This window comes from Ideonella sp. (assembly GCF_041914305.1).
GTDB lineage: Bacteria > Pseudomonadota > Gammaproteobacteria > Burkholderiales > Burkholderiaceae_C > Ideonella.
On sequence record NZ_JAYSDQ010000021.1, the window covers coordinates 105,884 to 125,311 of the forward strand.

Annotated in this window: 17 protein-coding genes; 13 read left to right on the top strand and 4 right to left on the bottom strand. The window is 63.4% G+C overall.

The genetic code is table 11. From position 1 onward, the window contains the following. Positions 1-948: a hypothetical protein gene (locus tag ACE3SG_RS23955; protein ID WP_374568745.1), complete on the bottom strand. Its 948-nt coding sequence runs from the start codon at positions 946-948 to the stop codon at positions 1-3. A gap of 233 nt (positions 949-1,181) precedes the next feature. Here ACE3SG_RS23955 and ACE3SG_RS23960 point away from each other — a divergent pair, with 233 nt between their 5' ends. Further along, positions 1,182-1,535 carry a hypothetical protein gene (locus ACE3SG_RS23960; protein WP_374568746.1) on the top strand — a complete coding sequence of 118 codons (354 nt, stop codon included), beginning with the start codon at positions 1,182-1,184 and terminating at the stop codon, positions 1,533-1,535. A 215-nt stretch (positions 1,536-1,750) separates the two neighbouring features. Beyond that, positions 1,751-2,164, top strand: coding sequence for a hypothetical protein (locus ACE3SG_RS23965; protein WP_374568747.1), 414 nt, complete (start codon positions 1,751-1,753; stop codon positions 2,162-2,164). Here the strand turns inward: ACE3SG_RS23965 and ACE3SG_RS23970 are convergent. Further along, positions 2,100-2,627 (bottom strand): helix-turn-helix domain-containing protein, encoded by a 528-nt coding sequence (locus ACE3SG_RS23970; protein ID WP_374568748.1) that lies wholly within the window; start codon positions 2,625-2,627, stop codon positions 2,100-2,102. The two genes, ACE3SG_RS23965 and ACE3SG_RS23970, sit on opposite strands and share 65 nt — an antisense overlap. Positions 2,628-2,732: 105 nt before the next feature. Here ACE3SG_RS23970 and ACE3SG_RS23975 point away from each other — a divergent pair, with 105 nt between their 5' ends. The 7 genes from ACE3SG_RS23975 to ACE3SG_RS24005 all read left to right on the top strand — a co-directional run bounded on the left by ACE3SG_RS23975 (position 2,733) and on the right by ACE3SG_RS24005 (position 7,557). Then, complete coding sequence (locus tag ACE3SG_RS23975) at positions 2,733-3,080, top strand: hypothetical protein (protein WP_374568749.1); 348 nt, start codon at positions 2,733-2,735, stop codon at positions 3,078-3,080. A gap of 210 nt (positions 3,081-3,290) precedes the next feature. Further along, entirely contained in the window at positions 3,291-3,710 is a 420-nt protein-coding gene (locus tag ACE3SG_RS23980) for a hypothetical protein (RefSeq protein ID WP_374568750.1), read from the top strand. A 301-nt stretch (positions 3,711-4,011) separates the two neighbouring features. Next, positions 4,012-5,085 (top strand): hypothetical protein, encoded by a 1,074-nt coding sequence (locus ACE3SG_RS23985; protein ID WP_374568751.1) that lies wholly within the window; start codon positions 4,012-4,014, stop codon positions 5,083-5,085. After that, positions 5,082-5,942 (top strand): hypothetical protein, encoded by an 861-nt coding sequence (locus tag ACE3SG_RS23990; protein WP_374568752.1) that lies wholly within the window; start codon positions 5,082-5,084, stop codon positions 5,940-5,942. Before ACE3SG_RS23985 ends, ACE3SG_RS23990 begins: the two co-directional genes overlap by 4 nt. An 82-nt stretch (positions 5,943-6,024) precedes the next feature. Beyond that, entirely contained in the window at positions 6,025-6,447 is a 423-nt protein-coding gene (locus tag ACE3SG_RS23995; protein ID WP_374568753.1) for a hypothetical protein, read from the top strand. 49 nt (positions 6,448-6,496) lie between these two features. After that, positions 6,497-6,844, top strand: coding sequence for a DUF1064 domain-containing protein (locus tag ACE3SG_RS24000; RefSeq protein ID WP_374568754.1), 348 nt, complete (start codon positions 6,497-6,499; stop codon positions 6,842-6,844). Further along, on the top strand, positions 6,841-7,557 hold the full coding sequence (locus tag ACE3SG_RS24005) for a helix-turn-helix domain-containing protein (RefSeq protein WP_374568755.1): 717 nt from the start codon (positions 6,841-6,843) through the stop codon (positions 7,555-7,557). The genes ACE3SG_RS24000 and ACE3SG_RS24005 overlap by 4 nt, the downstream gene beginning before the upstream one ends. Before the next feature lie 41 nt (positions 7,558-7,598). On the opposite strand, the gene ACE3SG_RS24010 is transcribed toward ACE3SG_RS24005, so the two are convergent. Next, complete coding sequence (locus ACE3SG_RS24010) at positions 7,599-8,297, bottom strand: hypothetical protein (RefSeq protein ID WP_374568756.1); 699 nt, start codon at positions 8,295-8,297, stop codon at positions 7,599-7,601. A gap of 123 nt (positions 8,298-8,420) precedes the next feature. Here ACE3SG_RS24010 and ACE3SG_RS24015 point away from each other — a divergent pair, with 123 nt between their 5' ends. Further along, positions 8,421-9,206 (top strand): terminase small subunit, encoded by a 786-nt coding sequence (locus ACE3SG_RS24015; RefSeq protein WP_374568757.1) that lies wholly within the window; start codon positions 8,421-8,423, stop codon positions 9,204-9,206. Between the two features lie 3 nt (positions 9,207-9,209). Continuing rightward, on the top strand, positions 9,210-10,763 hold the full coding sequence (locus tag ACE3SG_RS24020) for a hypothetical protein (RefSeq protein WP_374568758.1): 1,554 nt from the start codon (positions 9,210-9,212) through the stop codon (positions 10,761-10,763). Positions 10,764-10,801: 38 nt separating this feature from the next. Here ACE3SG_RS24020 and ACE3SG_RS24025 read toward each other — a convergent pair whose 3' ends face one another. Then, on the bottom strand, positions 10,802-11,917 hold the full coding sequence (locus tag ACE3SG_RS24025) for a hypothetical protein (RefSeq protein WP_374568759.1): 1,116 nt from the start codon (positions 11,915-11,917) through the stop codon (positions 10,802-10,804). 287 nt (positions 11,918-12,204) lie between these two features. On the opposite strand from ACE3SG_RS24025, the gene ACE3SG_RS24030 reads away from it, so the two are divergent. Together ACE3SG_RS24030 and ACE3SG_RS24035 are read left to right on the top strand one after the other, a co-directional pair. Further along, a complete protein-coding gene (locus tag ACE3SG_RS24030; RefSeq protein WP_374568760.1) occupies positions 12,205-12,648 on the top strand; it encodes a hypothetical protein in 444 nt (147 codons plus the stop codon). Positions 12,649-12,698: 50 nt separating this feature from the next. After that, on the top strand, positions 12,699-19,428 hold a 6,730-nt coding region (locus ACE3SG_RS24035; protein WP_374568761.1), incomplete at its 3' end, for an NBR1-Ig-like domain-containing protein.

A 19,428-nucleotide genomic window follows, 5' to 3' on the forward strand; every position in this document is an offset into this window, starting at 1 on the left:
TCAGGCCATCAGAGCGCGGTACTTCGGGGATCGAACCAGCATCACGTCGGTGACGTGGTGGCGGTTGATGTCGCAGGCGGAGCGTCCGCCGTACAGAGGCCGGCGGCCTTTTAGGCAGACGGTCTCGACGTGCCCGAACCAGCGCTGAGGGTCGCAGGTGCCTTTGAGCCCGCAGGCCCGCCGCTCAGACTGAACGCCACTCAGCCCGCCGTTGTAGGCGGCGTCTGCCATCGCCAGTCGCTCAAACGGATCGGCCACGGCGCGCAGCGCCACGAAATTGTCCTTGGACTGAAGAACCAGCGCGCGCAGCTGCAGGTCTGGGCGTGCATAGACGTTGGCCCAGCTCAGGCCCGCCAGCGCAATCGGGTGGCGGCTGCGCAGGTCGGCCAGTGCATCAAAGCGAACCTCCCCGCTGCTTCGATAGGCCCGAGTGATCTGGCCAAACCCGGCGCCCTCCTCGCGTGGGGTCTTCAAACGGCTTCGAGGGTTCCAGCAGTTCGCTGCCTGCAACGACCCGCACGACTCGTGCTCGACCAGCGCAGCAAGCACCTCGGGCGCAGGGTGGTCGGGCCAGTAGGCTTTCGCTTCAGCCTTCAAGGTGGGCAGGTGCACATAGGCACCCGCCGGCACGTAGCTGCGGACATCGGCCGCACGAGCCGCGCTGCCGAAGAGTCCCAACAGCGCCGAGAACACGATCGCCAGCGCGATGAGCGCCAGGCCCGCGCCGACAGGGTCGTTGCCGGCTGCGCCGAACAGCCGGCGCATGTCGGCCTCGGGGTAGTCGTGAAGGGCCTTGCGGCCCAAGTGTGCAAAGGCAATCGCGAGGATGCCAACGAGCAGCGCCAGCAGCAGCATGCCTGTGGACACGCCGTCGTCGGGATCGGTGAAGAACAGTGCGAGCAGGACGGCAGCAGAGCCGCCCACGATGAACGGAGTTCTCAGACGCAAGGAAATTCCTTCAAAGAGTGGAACTGCGGGCGCGAAGAACCGCGTCCGTCGGCGGCCACCTTAGAAAGAACAGTGGCGAGGTGGGCGGGGCCGTTTTCCCAACGGTGATGGTCGGGCCGGCTGCGCGCGCACGCCTCGCTGTTCCGCCTGGCGTGCGATTGGGAATACGCACGCACCGCGCGCAAGACACGTGCCACAGCATCCGAAGCCATGTTCCACGCACGAGGCCATGCATGCCCCGGATGCCCAAGGATCCCAAAGGATCAACCGGTTCACCCGAACAGGCGCGCGCTGCCGGCCGAACGGCGGGTGAATACGCCGAGCAACGCGCATCGCTATCGATGCCGGGCTTTTCGCTTCGTGCGCGCCTGCATGTTCTGGCTGTTTTGTGCGGACGCGGCGATACCAGCGGTGAAGAGCTGACCAACAGCTGCAAAGCGGCTGGCATCGTTCCTCCCGACGACCGGGCGTTCGGATCCGTCTACGCGTGGCTGGTGCGGACGGGTCAGATCCGATGCGTGGGAACGGTCCCACGCAGCAAGGGCCACGGCACCTCTGGCGGCCGGGTGTGGAGATTGGTCAAGTGACTAAAGTCATGCCCTGACGGGGCGTGGGCTCACTCGGTGAGCTGCCGAGCGCCAAAGATCGCGTCATCGCAACAGGAAGCGAACCCGTGAAGACCGAATCAGCGTGGCCGTAGAGCGACACAGCATCCGTCCGCAGTCAGTGCGCTAAACCGATTAGTGCTGACACAATTGATAACTTGTTGTCTAGAATGGATTTCCCCATGTGGGAGTTCCCATTGAACCGCAAGATCGTCAACGAGTTCACATACAACTGCGATTCGCTTTGCGTAAAGACCGCTGCAGATGGCGGTGGCGCCGTGACGGTCACGGTAGCTGGGCCGTTGTCGCTGAAGTCGGTCTTGAGGCTGCTCGCCGACATCGAGCGCAAAGTCATCGGGCCAGTCAAAGTCCTCTTGCTGGACCTGTCGCATGCGGTACTGATGTTCGGCCAGGAAGCGGCAGTGTCGCTTTGTGACCGATGTACCGGCATTGCGTTGCTGCGCTTGCCGATCGTAGTGGTGGCGCCATGGAGCGACGCCGAGTCGAGCTTGGCCTACCAGACCGAAAGTGCGCTGCGTGGGGTGATCAGGCGCGTGTTTTGCGACGCGACGTCTGCATGCCGGTGGGTGCGGGACTATCTGCAGCACTAGACTTGCTTTGGCGTGGACGGCCGGTCTGTGACGTGCGGGGCGCGCTCGCGCTGGCGTCCGATTTGGGCTTCGAGGTGCGGGATGCTGTGGCCGTTGGCGGAAGGGTTCCCAGATCGGCGACGAGCTGGCTCAGTGCGTAGACGCGCCGCTTGACGTCCGGGTCATCGATGCGGTCGAGTCTGCGCGCGAGTTCTTCCGCCTCGACGGAGAACCTGCGCCCCGTGCCGGTCAGCATCTCGCCTTCGCCGCTGTACAGCCAATAGACATCGACGCCATACAGGCGCGCGAATGCCGGTAGATATGCGCTTCGCTCGCCATCGATCTCCAGTGTGGACACGGTTGGCTGAGTCAAGCCTAGATGCTCGGCTACCTCCGACTGAGTGAGTCCTATGCGCTTGCGTGCGGTCTGCATGCGGTCGGCGAAGGGGGTGAGTGCTTGGGGCTGTCGTCGGGGGGTGCGCATGGAATCGTTCTCCTGTTGCGTGAGATTTTATAAGAATTCCTGTTAAGTTGAAAAATATAGGGAAATCACTAAACTGGGTCTCAACAACAACACAGGGATTCCCAATTGACGATCTTCCCGAACACCCCGTCTTGCTCGCATACGCGGCGTGGGCCGTTCAAGCGCATCGAGTTTGACGGCCAGACCGACTGGCGCGCGGTGATCCACGCCATCCAGGGTGCGCTGTGCAAGACGCAGGCGCAGATGGCCGTGGAGGCCGGTGTGTCACAGGCCGCGGTGAGCGACCTGTACCTGCGTGCGTCGAAGGCGCCGCGGTTTCATTTGGGGCGCACGCTGGAGCGCCTGTATGACTCGATCCCCTGCAACGTGCTGCGAGGCTTGCCGCCGGTGCCGGCACTTGCGGATCGTGCGGGGCGAGCCTGCGACGAGGGCATCAGGCGCGTCGTCGCGTAGTGCCCATGGACAGCGCAGCACGCTCCAGTCGGGCGCGGCTGCAGGCGTAGAGCCTCGGGCGCCACGCACAGGCGCCACAACCACTTTTCAACGAATTTCGCCCCGCGCGCAGCGAGGGGTGACGGTCGAACTCGCGCCGTCGTTTCCCGAATGTGTGCTCTCTCTCATACGGCGACAGCCGTGCATTCTCAACAAATGGAAGAACTTCAAATGCTCATTCGCCGTGCCCCTCGTCCCGAAGGCGCCCACCGTGTTGCGAGCGACGATGTCGCCAACGACCCGAGGCTGTCGTGGCCGGCACGCGGTTTGCTGGCGTACCTGATTAACCAACCCGGACCCTGGACGCACGCAGTCGACCATCTCATGCGCGAAGCGCCCGACACCGAGGATGCGCCCAATGACCTCGAAGCGATCTATGACCTGCTGCACGAGTTGATGATCGCCGGCTATGTCCAGCGCAAGGAGATCAGCCGGGACGATGGGGTCGTCGAGGTGGTGGAGTACCACGTCAATGCGACGTCCATTGAGGTCGACCCGGTGCATGTCGAGCAGGCGGCAGCCGCGATGTTCGCTCGCCTGAGCAATGGCGATGCGGGCCAGACAGCAGAAGTATTGCGACGCCTGAACTAAGCGCGCAGCGCATGCGGCGGCATTTCAGCCGCCGCGACGCCAGGCGGCCGTGACGCAAACGGTGTAGGCCACCGGTTTCCCCTTCAGACGCTTCTGCGCCGCCGCTTCTGCGGCGTTGCGGGCTAGTCTCGTCCCTTCGTTTCCCAAAAGAAGACCGCAGTTTTGATTGCGCGGCGCAGCCGCGCCCAACTCGCAAGGAATACCCCAGATGATCCGCCGGTGCCCTCGTCCCACGACAGGTTTCTATGTCATCAGCAACGAAGTCAGCTCCGATCCGAGACTGTCGTGGCCGGCCCGAGGCATGTTGACCTATCTGTTGTCCAAGCCGGACCATTGGGCGGTCTCGGTGGCCAACCTGGTCAACCAAACCGCTGAGGCCGTTGGTGTGCCGAGCGGAAGAGACGCCGTCTACACCGTTCTGCGCGAGCTGATGATCACCCGCTACATCAAGCGGGTGCAGAAGCGCCGCGAGGACGGCACGATGGCCGGGGTGGAGTACATCGTCAGCGAGATGCCCTTTGCGGAGGAAAGACTCGGGCACGACTTCCTGACCAAGAAGCAGCTGGCCCAACGCCGGTCGTCTCTCGCCGCAAAGAAGCGCTCGTTCGCGGCCGTGAAGGAATCGACCGATGCGCCGGCACCCGATTCACCGTCTTCCGAAACGGGCCAGTCCTCGGCCCCGCCCGGAACAACCGGGCCGAGTTCGCCTCCGCGCGACGTCGAGCCACCGGCCGCGAACGCCGCCCCGCTGGCTGGCGATGCGCACGCGACCCCGGCGGCGCAGGAGTGCACGACTACGCCCGCCAACGGTTTTTCACCGCTTCCGGATCATCCGGAAGCGGTTCAACCGGATACGGCCAATACGACACAAGCAAAGACTGATTTGAAGAAAGAACGGACTGGGAGCAAGGACCCAGTAGCGCGCGCCGCAAGGGCCCGGTCTGAACGCAAGCGTCGGGGCACCGGCAAAGCGCCGGACATCGAACTCTTCGATGCCAGCACCTTGGCCGCCAAGGGAGTCGATCCGAAGGCCGCGGCGACATGGCTGGTCGTGCGGGCCAGGAAGCGGGCGGTGAATTCGATGCTCGCGCTCGAAGGTGTCGAGGTCGAAGCCGCCGCGGCGGGTTTGTCACTGGCGCAGGCCATCAAGACCGCCGCTCAAAACTCCTGGCAGGGCTTCCGTGCCGCTTGGGTCAAGCCCAGCGACAACACTGGCCGCAGGCCGCCGCGCAGCGGGGCGCAGATGACGGAGGAAGAACTGGTCGAGAGCATCCGCAAGGCCAAGGCAGAGCTGTTCGGAGAGGGCAGTGCGCCCGGTGTGACCGAGCCGACGCTGCTCGACCGCGACGGAGACCTCTGGAGAGCGCCGGTGTGATTGCCAAGGACTTCGACGAGTTCAGCAAATTGGTCAGCAACGACTGCCGGATGCTCAGCCGTGGCGCGTACACACCCAGCGGCGAGGACCTGAAGCGGTGGTTTCGCATCCTGTCGCGCTACAGCCTGGCGGCCGTGCGCTATGGGCTGGACCAGCACATGCAGGACCCGGTCAATGGGCGATTCGCGCCGTCGCCGGCCGACGTCGTCGCCAAGATCGAAGCTCGCATGGCCGAGGACGGACGGCCGAGTGTCGAGGAAGCGTGGGCCAGGTCCTTGCTCGCGCTGGACGAGCAGCAAACGGTCGTATGGTCCGACGAGATGGCCGAGGCCTTCGCAATCGCCAGGCCGCTGCTCGTGCAGGGCGACAAGGTGGGTGCCCGCATGGCATTTCGGGAGGTCTATGCACGTCTGGTCGAGCGCGGCAGAGCCAACCGCGAGTTGCCGCAGTGGCTGGTCTCCGAAGGCCACGACCCAGAGCTGCGCGCTGTCGCCATTCAAGCTGCGGTCGACGCGGGCTGCTTGGCGCTGCCGCAGGCCCAGCCCTACCTGGCGCTGCCGGCGCCGCGAGGAGACGCGTCAGAGCTTGGCGAAGCCAGCGGGGCCTCGGGTGGCCTGCCCGAGAGCGTGCGGTTGATCCTGATGACGCTCAAGCAGCATCTAACGGACAAGCGGTCAGGACCGAGCGCCGATGCAGTGGCCCGGAAGGCTACCGAAGAGGCTCGCGCCAAAGCCCGGGCGCTCGTGGCCTCGCGTTTGTCGCCGAGCGAAGCCAGCGCTAACAGGAATAGTTATAACGTTGAAATAAAACATGAGAGCGAATACATTGATCACACCAAATTAGCTCGACAGGGGTAGTGATTCGATGACAGTTGGCCAGACCAAACGCCCGCGCAAGTTGCGGCAACCGGCGAGGGGAGAACAGGGCCCGGATGAGGAGATGGCCGGCGTCGTGGCTGTGTACCGGATGGCCCTTCGACGGTTGGTTGGGAAACGCAGTCATGAGAACTTCGAGATGCTGCTGCTGTGGAGCGTGAGCGATGCCGTCGTGGCGTTGCACCGCCATGGGATTGGTGAAGAGGGTTCTTATGCTGCCCTGGCAGCGCGTCATGCGTTGACCCAGATTGATCGGCGGTGCGGGTCGGCGGGACCCTTCACAGTGCAAGCGGATGAGGGCGCGGCGATTGATGAGTTGCTGCGGGTGCACGAGCTGCAGTTGTGCAACGACCGGCTGGCGCCGTTGTTGCTCGCCCAAGCGATGAACAACCCGTTGCAACGGGGTGGCGAGCGCGTCGAGCGCAGCGTTGGCGGGGGCTTGCCGATGCTCAAGCAGGCGAGCCGCCCAGAGAGCGCCTATGGTTAACAGCGCCATTGCGAAAGCCGCTGTAAGGCGCGTCCCGTCCAGGCGACGGGTGAACAAGTACGGCGCGCAGCCCGTGGTGGTCAACGGCCAGGCCTATCGCAGCAAGCGCGAGCTCAAGCGTCACGCAGAGCTGCAGATGCTGGAGCGGGCCGGCTTGATCGCCGAGTTGCGTCGCGAGGTCCCCTTCGAACTGCTGGGGCGCCAGCAGCGCGATGACGGCGGTGTCGAGCAGCCGGTGACCTACGTTGCCGACTACGTCTACCGGGACCGCGAGCGCGGTGGCTGCTTGGTGGTCGAAGACGTCAAGAGCAAGGCAACCCGAACACGCGACTACGTCATCAAGCGCAAGCTGATGCTGCGCGAACACGGAATCACGATCAGGGAGATTTACAAGTGAACGAGATTCAGCAAGTCGAGATGACTGAACCTGCCGACGTGGTGCTTCCCTTCAACACGCTGACCCGCAGCGGTACCAATGCGCTGGTCAGAACCACGGTCGCGGCTCGCTTCAAGCAGGCGCGGGAGTTGAACGGGTGGGACCAGCGGGAGGCTGCGGTCCGAATGGGCTACGAGAACGGCACGCAGTTGTCGCTCATCGAGTTGGGCAGGCGCAATACCCCGCTGGCGGTTTTCTGCGTGGCAAGCACTGTCTACGGCGTCAGTGTGGACTTTCTGCTGGGGCTGAGCGACGAGCCGGAGCGCGATCCTGCAGTGGCGGAACGCCAGGCCGTGTTGCGGCACGTCGAAGGCATGCTGCGCGAGCACGCGGCGCAGGTTCTCGAAATGATCTCGGAGCACATGAACGCGGCCACCAAACCCATCTCGCTGGCCAGGCGCCTGCTCGGCGTGGCCAGCACCGCGACCGAGACGTTCGACCGGTTCGCTACGCTCAACGGCGAGGCTTGGGAAGACATGCCGGGCGGGGCCATGCTGCTCAAGGCGATGGTCGAACTGGAGACGGTGACCCAGGCGGCTCTTGAAGCCTTGGGCAAGCAGGAGCGGCTTGCCGTGTTCAGGGCGGCGTGCGCCGCTGCCACGCCGATGCAGACGGTGATGGCGATCGCTCGTGCTGCCCCAAGACCGAAGCTCTTGCCCGTGAATGCGACATAGTGAGAGCCACGTCGGTCGAACTTCTGTGCCGCCCGCGGCGTCTACGCACCACGACGACCGTGCGGACTTCGCGGTGTTCGCCTCCTGTCCAGCCACTTGCCGATGGCGCCCGACTCGATCAGATCGAATGCGTCAGCCTTCCCATCCACTGCCGTCGAGAACATCTTCTTGCCGAGTTGCCCGTTTATCCGCAGTCGATAGGCGCCTTCCTGCTTGATGAGCTCGACGTCGATGCCCTTGTGTCTGATGCGCTGGACGTTGAGGAAGACATGCGTCCAGCGAGTCGATGAAACGAAGCGCTTTCGTCGATCGAGGTAGCGCCGCAGCGAGTCAAGGTGACCAGTTGCCACTTGCGTGCTTGTGAGGTTGTCGCAGCAAACCTCGCCAACTTCCATTGCACGCCACTTCTCGTGCGCGACCAAGAAGGAGTGCCGGATCGCCGTACCGCACAATTCGCATTTGCCACTGAGGTCACCCAAGTCGTCATAGCCGACGAACTGCCATCCGAACTTTGGGGGAATGATTCCGTGTTCGGCGGCATGACACCCGCTGCACAGCGTCTCGCACATATCGTGCGGATACTCCCAAGGCAGTCGACCCGATATGTAGCGCTTGTGATGGACGTGCAGACGAACGTCGTTCGATTGCTGTCGCCTGCACAGCTTGCATGCATACCCGTCGAGGCGAAGTACCTCATGCCGGAACTCGTGCCACGACGCGCTGCGATATGGGTTGACCATCGCTCGGTTTTCCTTCCCTGTGGGCAATTCTGCCCCTGCCGGTGACCGCCGATCGGAGCGGCAGTAGCTGGGATTCGGAAAACGCTTCACTTCGCACTACGGCTCGGGGATGACGATCGCTCGATGAGCGATAGCAACTCGACCGATGCCAGCAAGGCGGCGCCGCGCCCCTCCGGCAAGCGGAGCACGCGCGGTGCGGCCACCCACGTCCACCGCTCGGGCTCGTCCATCGCCAAGGGCACGGCCGAGCCGCTAACACCCGACGAAGAGGCGCTGTGGATGCAAGAAGCCCTGAAGCCGCTCAACTCCCGGCAAGAGCGCTTCGTCGTCGAGTACCTGAAGGAGCTGAACCAGACCGAAGCCTACATGCGGGCATTCAACACCGCCCATCGAGCGACGGCGCGATCGCAGGCTTCGTTGATGATGAGTCGGCCCAACGTTCAGGTGGCGATCGAGCAGGCCAGGCGGCGCGACATCGAGATCGCCGGGTTGGATCGCGTCCGCATCCTGCGCGAGCTGACCGCTGTCGCACTGGTCGACATCCGACAGGCCTTCAACGACGACGGCACGCTCAAGAAGCCGTCCGAATGGGATGACGCCACGGCTGCGGCCGTGGGCAGCCTGGAGGTGACGGAGCTGACCGACAGCATGAGCGGGGCGGTCGTGGGCAATCTCAAGAAGCTCAAGCTGTGGCCCAAGATGGACGCGCTGGACAAGGCGATGCGCCACCTCGGCCTGTTCGAGTTGGACAACAAGCAAGTTGGAGAGGCCTCGCAGGTTTCGCGCGAGGATCTGGACGCCATCTACGCCAACGGCGCGCAGCGCATGCTCGACATGGCAGTGAGGGTGCAGGGACGCTCCGCGCGCCTGGACGCGCAGGAGACTGCGACCGGCCCGACCGGCACGTAGCGCTTGGCGCCGCCTCGCCCGCGGCTGCCCGACGATCCGCGCTACCTGGAGTTCGTCGAGCGCTACGCCTTCGACCTGGTGCGATTCGCCGTCGAGGTGGTCGGGATGGTCCTCACCCCCCAGCAGCGCGAGCTGATGCGGGGCGCTCAAGCGCCCGGATGCCGCGTATCGGTGGCATCGGGCCATGGAACGGGCAAGACCAGCTCGTTCGGCGTGATCGCCCTGTGGCACCTGCTGTGCTACCACCTGTCGAACACCTACATTTCGGCGCCCAAGCTCGCCACCGTGCACGATGGCGTGTGGAAGGAGTTCGCCGATATCCAGGCGAAGATCAAGGCGGGCCCGCACGCATGGTTGTGCGAGTACTTGGTGATCGAGCACGAGCGCGTGTTCGTCGCCGGCTTCAAGCTGAACTGGTGGATCGCCTGCAAGACGGCGCCGCGGGGCTCGCCAGAGAACCTGGCCGGCGCGCACCGTGACTGGCTGCTGTGGCTGATCGATGAGGCATCGGGCGTGCCCGATGCCAACTTCGGCGTCATTGGCGGCTCGCTGACCGATGCGCGCAACCGCATGGTCATCGCGTCGCAGCCGACCCGCAACTCCGGCTTCTTCTACGACACCCATCACTCGCTGAGCCAGTCGCTCGGCGGCGTGTGGCTGGCGCTGGTGTTCGACTCCGAAGACTCGCCGCTGGTCTCGGACAGTTTCATCGCCGAGAAGATCCTGCAGTACGGCGGTCGGCACGATCCCCAGTACCTGATCAAGGTGCGTGGGCGCTTCCCGGCGAACTTGGAAGGGCAGCTCCTGAGCCGCGGGGATCTGGAAGCTGCCATCGGCGCGGCGAGTTGCGTCGGTCCCAGCGACGACTGGGGCTGGCTCGTCCTGGTCGACGTCGGCGCCGGTGAATACCGCGACAAGTCCGTGGTTGCCGTCGCCAAGGCGGTGGGCTACGGCCAGTCCCACGAACACGAGCCACGCCGCGTGCACGTCGTGGACTTCCCGATCATCAGCAACACGATCCAGCCGACAGCGCTTGGCGCCGAGGTGTTGCAGATCGCGGGCAAGCTGTCCAACGCCACTGTTGCCATCGACGGCGGCGGGCTGGGCCTAGCCGTCTACAAGCGGCTGCAGGAGCTGGGCCTGACGCACACGGTCAAGGTGCTGTGGGGCAACCCCTGCTTCAAGACGGCGTTGAAGGAATCGTTCTTCAACCAGCGTGCGCACGCCATGGTCAGCATCGCGCGGGCGACGCGGGCCGGGCAATTCACGATCGACGCGCGTGCCTTTCATGACTCGCGCGACCGCAACGCCATACTCGACCAGGGCAGCCGCATCCCGTATCACTTTAACGACCGTGCTCAGTACGTGATCGAGTCGAAGCGGTCGAAGGAGTGGGAGGGCCTGCCGTCGCCCGACATCTGGGACGCCTGCAGCTTCGCGTTTCTGGAGGATGCGCAGGTGATCCCGAGCGAGGGCGATGCCCCCGCCACACAGGGCTTGAGGTCGGACGCCATTGCGAGCCTGGAGGCAGAACTTGCTGCTGCGCTCAGCGGGTGAGCTGACTCCATACCTGCGCGGCGCAGGATCCCTGTGCTTTACGCCTCGACCTGGCCGAGCGCGGCCAGTGTCTCGTCCAGTATTCGGCACCAAGAGGCCTGCTCGGCCACATGTTCCTCCAGCGCCTTGTCGGCCTTGGCCTGCAGAGCGTCGGCCGTCTTGTCGCGCCCACCGTGGCGGTGGATGCGAGCCAGGCGCGCATACGCGGCGGCTCGATCGTCGGAGTCGCGCTGAGCCTTCGCCTGGGCTTCGGCAGCCTGGGTATCGGCCAGCGCTTGCGCGACGCGGCCCAGGCGCACATGGCACCACGCACGGTCGGCCAGTAGCCGTGCTCCGCGACGAGCCATGCCTTCCCGGCGAGCACGGTCTATGTGTTCGTCAAACAGGCGCGCAGCTTCCTCGAAGCGAGACAGGGTGACCAGCAACTGGGCACGCGTCACCGGCACCATCGTTGACAATGATGCGACGCCGGTGCCCCAGTCGTAGTTGGCGGTCGACTCGGCTTCGAGCAGCGCCTTGCGCGCCAGGTCCGGGTCGGCCCGACCGAAGGCGTCTGCCAGCGCAATCTGGCTCGCGCGCATCGCCGATATGTTGTGCAACATGGCGCTGATCATCGAGCTGTCACCGTCGGCACTGGCGTGGGCGCGCGCCCGCAAGTACCAGGCCTGTGACTTCTCATCGTCACCCCCGCAGCGGTACGTGTCGGCCAGCACCAAGCCAACGCGTGCCAGGGCGGCGTGTTCTTCTGGTCCGGCAAGCTTCAGCGCGGCCGCGGCGTGGCGGGCGATCGCAGGAACGTCGTCCGCATTGAATGCACAGGTGGCCAGCCATGCCAAGGCCAGCGCCTGGGTCGGTGCATGGCCAGCGGCTTCGGCAAATTCCAGCGCGCTCTGGAACTTCTTGACCGCTTTCGGGGCGACGGTGTCGAAGTGCTCAATCTGGCCTTCTACCAGGCTGATCCAGGCCGACAGCAGCGTGTCTTTGTGGCGCGAATTCTGGGCGCGCAAGCCGGTCAGTGTGAAGCGTGCATCCGAAAGCAGGCCCAACCGCGCGATTGCCCCAGCTCGCTCGGCTTTCAGGTACTCCCGTTGCAGTGGCTCGGCGGCGGCACGGATGGCGGCGTCCAGACGTTCGATCAGGCGGGTGGCGACCATGGCTGAGCAATCGCTCCTCTGGCTATTTGACAAGAATGAGGAAGAGCGCCATTGCGACGAAAGAGCTCACACCGAGTGCGGCAGTATCCGTCGGCGCGGCGCCATTGCCAGCGAGACTGCCCATGTGCGCCCGGAAGGCTGCGATGGAGACTGGCAGCAGCTACTGTAACGGCGATGATCAGTGGTTAGTCTCGTTGCGGCCTGATTGACGAAGTTCCTCGGCTGCTGGCTCACCGATTGAGCTTGAGGGGGGCGAGGATGGATTGGCTGACATCAGGAGGCCAACGATGCCAATGAATCGGGTGCAACTTAACGAGGGGCTGTCGTTTGGTGAGTTCAGGCGGCGTTACGGGACCGAGGACGGTTGCGAGCAGCGCTGGCCGGGTGGTTTCGAATGCCCCGCCCTCTTTCTGGCTGCGGTGTCGACTACGCCCGCGTGGCAGTCTGAGCAGGTATGCCGGTCGCGGCTGCCGGCCACGGGCGAAGACCTGGTGGTGTTCCGCCTGAACAGCCTGGAGCCAGGCAGCCTGACGGACTTCGATTGGGCGCCAAGCTTGAACCACACGGCGTGGAACCGCCTGGCGATGCACCGCCCTGTTGGGGCCGGCGGCGGCAAGCAAGCCCGCGAGATCGCGTGGCTGCACATCTTCTCAGTCAATCCCCCAATAGTGGGTAGTGCCGGCTCAAAAGGCACCGGCAACAATCCGCCCCGCGATAGACGCAGCAAATAGCGCAGTTAGGGACGCAGTAAAAGAGTCTTCACCAACGGGAGGAGCCAAAAATGGCTTTCGTCGCTTCGCGCCTTGTGCGCGGTTGGATTCACTTTGCCTGGCGCACGAGCGCCCCCATGCTGCGCGCGATCGTGCTGCTGCTCATGATGGCCACGTTGCCGCTGACCGCCAGCAGTGCTCCAGGCCCGGTCTTCAGCAACCTGGTGTTGACGCCCACCAGCGGCTCAGTCGACGCAGGCAAGACCATGACAGTGTCGTTCGACTATGACGTTGTCTGGGACCATGAGGGCGACTGCGGCGTCAGCATCTACAACGTCGAGCTGCTTGAAGACGCCAAAAGGCTAACGGACCACGACTACGAGCCTCACCACGGTTGCAACTCCCAGGTGGAGTGGCTGGACGAAAAGCGTGAAGGGCCCCTCAAGGTCGACCTGGGCGTGGGCAGCCATATTCTTTACCTTCGCGCATGGGGCAACAAGGGTCCTTCCCCCGTCTCCGGTGTGTCCGAAACCCGCACCATCGTCATCACTTCAAACGACGACGCGACGCGCGTTGGCGAAAACGTGCCAACCAAGATGGTGGCGGGCCAGCAATACGACGTCTCGGTCACGCTGAAGAACACCGGCACCAACACCTGGGCGGCCAATTCGACCTATCAGCTCGGTGCGCAGCCTGACGACAAGACCTGGGGCCTGAGCCGCGTGATGCTGGACGCCGCGGTGGCGCCCGGTGCATCGAAGGAGTTCAAGTTCAAGGTCACGGCTCCGGCCGTGGCAAGCAGCTATCCCTTCCAGTGGCGGATGCTGCGGGGCAGCGCATGGTTCGGCGAGCGCAGCAACCAGATCACGGTGCAGGTCGTTCCGCCCAAGCCCACGCTGTCGGTCACGCGGGACCCGAACCCGATGTTGGCGGGCGAGACCTTCAAGCTCACCTGGACATCCACCAACGCCACGAAAGTCGACTACGACTGCAAGCCCAAGCCCCTGGACAACAGCGGCTTGGGTTACACCGGCAAGGGTACGAAGAGCAAGGTCAGCGATACGGAAACGCTGACGGCCGATCCCAACTGGGTCGACCATCCGTCCGACTGCACCTGGACGGCCTATGGCCCCAATGGCACGGACACCGTCACGGAGACGATGAAGACCATCAAGGTCAACTACAACGCAGCCTTTGTCGACCAGAACGTACCGGCCAGCGTGAATGCCGGGCACGCCTACGCCGCCTCGGTGACGATGAAGAATACCGGCACGGGGACTTGGGCCGCGGGATCGGGCTTCCAGCTCGGCTCGCAGAACCCCGCCGACAACCAGACCTGGGGCCTGTCACGCGTTGACGTCGATGCCCCCGTTCCCCCCGGAGAAACGAAGACCTTTACCTTCTCCATCAAGGCGCCTGCCACGCTGGGCAATGTGAACTTCCAGTGGATGATGGTTCGAGCGGGCGGTACCTGGTTCGGCTCCAAGTCCACCAACAAGGTGGTCAAGGTCCTCAAGGAGAACGCCCCCATCCCGGTGGACATCACCCCACCGCACCTGACCAATCCCGATGCCGGCTCACTACCGGGCGAACTGAGCGTGAACAACGCCGGGGCGGCAACCTACAGCATCCCGATCGAGGTGCCACCGGGCACAGCAGGGCTCAAACCCAACCTGTCGATCAGCTACAGCAGCCAAGGGGGCAACGGCCCCTTGGGCCTGGGCTGGAGCCTGGGCGGCATGTCCAGCATTCACCGCTGCGGAAAGACCATTGCCCAAGACGGCGTCAACGGTCGCGTCCGGTTCGACATCGGCGATCGCCTGTGCCTGGATGGGCAGCGCCTGGTGCTGGCGAACAAGCCTCTGAGCGACGAGAACTACTGGTCCGACAAGGCGGAGTTCCGCACCGAAATCGACCAGATGAGCCGCATCACGGCGTACGGCATTGGCAAGACTCTGCGCTTCAAGGTCGAGACGCGGGACAAACGCGAGATCTGGTACGGCGGCAACGCCGCAGGCGCGAACACGTCGAGCAACGTCAAGGCGATCGTCACCACAATCAACCCTGGCTCGAAGGACAACGAGCAATTGCCGTACGACAAGGGAGGGGCACTGTCTTGGGCGGTTGACCGCATCACCGACCGTGCCGGCAACTACATCAGCTTCACCTACGAGCAAGACACCGCCACCGGCGAGCACAAGCCGGTGACCATCCGCTACGGCGGCGTGGGCCTGAAGTCTCACGCTGCGGTGCAGTTCACCTGGGAAGCTCGCCCGGATGCCTGGAAGCGCTACGTCGATGACGCGCGCAATGACCTGCGAGGCCGCATCAGCCACATCAAGACCTACTACGGCAGCAACCTGGATGGCGACGTGGCAGCCAGCGGCACGCTGGTGCGCGACTACGCGTTCACCTACGAGAAAAGCCCCACCAGCGGCCGCAGCATGCTTACGACGGCGCAGGTGTGTGCGCTCAACCCGCAGACCGCGCAGCCGGACTGTCTGCCGGCCACGAGCTTTGCCTGGGGCAAGCCCGACGGTGGCAAGCAGGCTGACTGGGTATACCGAGGCGAGTGGCCTGGTGCACCCAACATGACGACGTCAAACGTCATCAACAACCACACCTACTACGCCAACCACCCCGAGTACTTCGCGTTCGCCGACTTCGAGAACCACGGCTATACCGACGTGCTCGAAAAGCGTGTCTCGTCACCGACACCGGTCGGAGAGCCGGGCCGGGACTGGTTGATCAAAGACGCCAATTCTCTGGGCTACGGCAAGTACAGAAATCAGTATCGCTACTTCCACAACAACGGCAGCGGTTTCACTGAGTACAACTACAAGATCAGCACGGGCCAGGACTTCGTTGTACTTGCCACCGGCGACTTCAACGGCGACGGTGCACCTGATCTGTTGGTCCACATCGATAAAGGAAGCGCCAAGATTTGCCTGTCGCCGATGGGGCAGATCGGGCCGCAAGGCGCCCCGGGCTCGATGATCACCTTCGACTGCAACAACAGCTTGGCGGCGATAGGGACGAACACTGACTACCAGATCCCGCATGTGCTCGACGTGGTTGGTGATGGCCGCTCGGCGCTGTACAGCCGGTTCAACGACGAGCTCGGCTTCGCCACGCTGTGCGTCCAAGACAGTTGCGTCGAAGACCGTACTGCCCCCGTGAGCTACCTCGGCTATACGTACGCAAAGAATGGCAATCCACCTTCGCCGCTTTCCTCGTATGTTCGATTCGACGAAATGGTGGATTTCGCAGGAACCGGCAAGCAGCAAAACGCTCGATGGACCTACCCGCACTATGTGAAGAAGGTGTGTGACGCGGATGGTACGAGTTGCTATTTCAAGAACGACTGGGTCAATACCCAACCGATCGTTCGCATCACGGGATTCAGGCAACCAAACTCGCCCGACTCCGTCTACAACGCTGGCTCAGCGGCTGGCTATACCTACCCCGACTACCCGATCGATTGCCCAGACGGTGGTTGCGTACCGCCTCTCTCGCCATACAACTTCGACGCCACTGGGAACGTGACGGGTGACTTTAACGGCACAGGCTACAGCGGCCTGGTCTTTGGTTTCATCGAGCTTACGTACCCCGGTGGCATCTACACGTACAACAAGGCTGAGGTCACGGTGTGCCTGTCTACAGGCAAGCGCTTGGACTGTGGCGTACGTCAGAAGTACAGCGGTTCAAAGTACGTTGCTCCACATGGCGTCGGTAACTACGTTGGTGATGGCCAGCCCAGTTTCAGGGGCACGCCGACCAAGGTCGTCAACGGCCTGATGGAATATGGCGACCCACAGGTGTGTCGCCTGTTGGGTGACGACACCACAGGCGGTTTGGGCAGCGACGACGCCAACATCGTCTGCGAGCCTTGGATCGGTCTCAAGGACAAGGGCGCTGACTCTGTTGATGCGTTCGAAATGGACTTGCTGGGCACGGGCCGGACCCAGGTGATGGTCTATTCAGGGGGATGGAAAGTCTACGAGCCGCGCGACTTGGCGTACTACACGCAGGCGCTGGACCGCATCCACCAAGTGACCAACGGCGTGGGCGCCATATCGAAAGTCGAGTACGTGGACGGCGTAGCCTACGACGGCCCCGTCACGCGCTCGGGCACCAGCACATTGACCTATCCGCAACACTCCACGGCGGGTGTTGGCAAGATCGTCCGACGCCTGACCCACAGCAACGGTGTGGCGTCCGAGCGCAGCTTCAAGTACTCGTATCAGGACGCCGGCATCGACGTGGCCGGCCGTGGATCACTTGGGTTCGCCAAGGTCACGCAGAAGGACGAGCAGAAGAACATCACCACGACCACCACCTACTCGCAGCAGTGGCCCTTCGTGGGCACAGTGCTGAGCCAAGTGGTCGAACTGTGGGGCAATGCCAAGCCGCTGTCCGAAACCACGAATCGGACGCTGCAAAAAACGATTGTCCAGTCGAACAAACAGAAGACCTACTGTCCCTTGAGCGCCGGCAGCAAGGTAGTTCGATACGACGGTGAACACTACCTGGGAACGGTCACGACCTCCGGCGTGGATACCGACGACATCGTGTACGACAACCGTTGCAACCTGTTGAAGGCCAAGACCGTCTCGGAAGGCTCGGCCGTCGACCCGAAGGCCACCTTCACGACCAAGACGGTCAACACCTACTACGACGCCGATGTCGAGCACTGGCTGGTCGATCTGGTGGAGTACGCCAAGGTCACCAAGGAGCAAAGCGGCGACGAGCGCAAGATCACACGGACGCGGGATGTCTGGTACGAATCGAACTTTAGCGGCCGCGTGTCGATGGAGAAGATCCAGAATTACGACGTCGATCTGACGATGACGGTCGAGTACAACCGAGACCTCAACCCATTTGGCTTGGTCAACAGGAAAACCGAGCGTTGGTACGATCCATTGAGTTTCAACGAACGCGTGCGCACCAACGACACGGTATACGACCCCAACGGGCGCCTACCGATCATGTTGACGAACGCGGAGAAGCACGCCGAGTCCAGGGGCTATAACTACGGCAGCGGTGCACTGACCAGCCACATCGACGCCAACCTGCTTGAGACCAGGTGGACGGTCGACGGCTTTGGCCGCGCACTGGTCGAGCAGCGCCCCGGCGGCAACGAAACGCGCAGCTACACCAAGCAGTGCGCGGGTGACTGCCCCGCTGGCGCGAAGGTTGCCAAGGTTGCTGACCACTTCCATGGCAGTGACCGGATGGCTGTGCCTCAGGTCACTTACCAAGACAGCGTCGGCCATGTCGTGCAGTCGTTGACCTGGGGCTTCGACGGCAAGGAAATCTACGTCGACCAGCGCTACGACCCCATCGGGCGCTCGTATGAAACCGATCACCCACGCTACAAGGGCGCTGATTCGTACTTGGCCAGTCGTCAGGACTACGACATGCTCGACCGGGTGAAGACGATCACGACCAAGGACGAAGACGGCGTCGAACAGGTCCTGACCAACGACTACCAGGGCATGGTGACGGTGATCACCAACCCCAGGCGACAAAAGCGGACCGAGAAGCGCGACGTGCTTGGCCAGGTGCGCTTGGTCATTGACAACAAGAATGGCGAGACCAAGTTCGGCTACGACGCCTGGGGCAACCTGAACCAGACGATAGACCCGAACGGAAATGTGATCAACGTGACGTTCGACGACCTGGGCCGGAAGGTCGAATTGTCTGACCCGGACTTGGGATTGATCACCTACACCGTTGATGCTGCTGGGCGCACGCGCAAGCAGATCAGTCCGAACGAGCGGGCCCTGAACAAGTCCACCACCATGGACTACGACGGGCTGGATCGAATGGTCAAGCGGCAGGAGCCGGACTCGGACAGCCATTGGGACTACGACACGGCAACCAAAGGCGTGGGCAAGCTGGCTGAGGCCTACACGATCGACGGCAAGGGCAAGAAGGACTACCGCCGCATCCACACGTATGACGGCTTGGGGCGGCCGAGCACGACGACGCAGGTGCTGACCGATGGCAACTACACCAGCACGCCGGCATACGACGATTGGGGCCGCCTGAACAGGCAGATCTACCAGCGCGGCAGCGACGCGGCCAAGGAGTTTTATCTCCGCTACAACGAGAACGGCTATCAGTCGTCGGTTGAGCGGCCGGGGCTGGTGCTGTCGCAGGTGCTGACCCAGGATGCATCGAACCGGGTCACGCTGATCCGACTGGGCAACGGCCTGACCGACAGCAATACCTTCAGCCCCCATACGGGCCGGATGAAAACCGGCATGGTCAAGAACGCCGCCAACGTGGTGCGGTTGCAAGAGGGCTACACGTACGACGAGTTGGGCAACGTACATACGCGTGACCAGCAGTGGGACACGTCGGGCTTTTTGGAGGAGTTCTCCTATGACGAGCTGAACCGGCTGTGGACCAGCACGGTCGATGGCAGGCCGCAGAAGACGTTCAACTACGACGCTGCCGGCAACATTGCGATCAAGTCAGGACTGGGCAACTACAGCTACCCAACGCAAGGCGTCGGCTCGGTGCGGCCCCACGCGGTGCAGTCGATCACCGGCATTGATGGCACGTTCGAATACGACGACAACGGCAACCTCAAGAAGGGAGCCGGCCGTGACTTGACGTGGACCAGCTTCGACATGCCGCTGCGCATCACCAAGGACGACAAGTGGAGCCAGTTCGCGTACGGGCCGGAGCATCAGCGCGCCAAGCAAACCCGCGACGACGGCATGACGGTCTACGCCGGCGCGCAGGAGGTGGAGACCAAGGCCGGCGTCACGACCGTCAAGACCTATTGGC